We start from the raw sequence: 849 nt of genomic DNA on the forward strand, positions 1-849 counted from the left end.
TAGGCTCCAGACTCATTGATTTACAGCCAGAACAGTACGGTAGCTGCTAGAGCGATGGCCGAAAGGAATACCTTTGGGCATCTGTCATATCGGTTTGCGACGCGCCGCCAATCCTTCAGGCGTCCGAACATGATCTCGATGCGGTTGCGTCGTTTGTAGCGGCGCTTGTCGTATCGGACAGGCTTGTCGCGTGATTGTCGACCTGGGATGCAGGGCTTAATTCCCCTGTCATTAAGGGCTTCGCGGAACCAGTCTGCGTCATAGCCTCGATCTCCCAGCAGCCAGTCAGCCGATGGCAGACTGTTCACCAGAGCCTTGGCGCCCGTGTAATCGCTGACCTGGCCTGCGGATATGAAGAAGCGGATGGGGCGTCCGAGGCTGTCAGCAACAGCGTGCAGTTTCGTATTCATGCCACCCTTGGTACGCCCGATCAGCCTGCCGCGCCCCCTTTTTCAACCGCAGGCTGGAGGCTGTGCGGTGCGCTTTGAGGTATGTAGCGTCAATCATGATGGTCTTATGATCGGTTCCCTCCGCAGCCAGCCCGGTCATGATCCGAGCGAACACACCCATATCGCTCCACCGTTTCCAACGGTTGTACAGTGTCTTTGGTGGTCCATATTCACGTGGCGCATCGGACCAACGTAACCCATTGCGGTTGATGAAAATAATCCCGCTCAATACACGACGATCATCAACTCTCGGCTTGCCATGGCTCTTTGGAAAGTAAGGCTGAAGCCGCGCCATCTGCTCGTCGGTCAGCCAGAATAGATTACTCATGTTATACCCCTGAAACTCAGGGGTTTGAATCACGCAGCCGAGATGACGGCAACCAAATTAATGGGTCCAGAA

General features: G+C 55.1%; 1 protein-coding gene. It reads right to left on the reverse strand.

What is annotated here, in order from left to right; all coding sequences use genetic code 11:
* Positions 1-20 precede the first annotated feature (20 nt).
* A protein-coding gene (locus ACR0JE_RS19630) for an IS5 family transposase (RefSeq protein ID WP_480865365.1) occupies positions 21-777 on the reverse strand; the annotation gives its coding sequence in 2 pieces (ribosomal slippage) (positions 21-447 and positions 446-777; 759 coding nt in all).
* Positions 778-849: the final 72 nt, after the last annotated feature.

It is taken from the genome of Ruegeria sp. H3, from assembly GCF_056533095.1.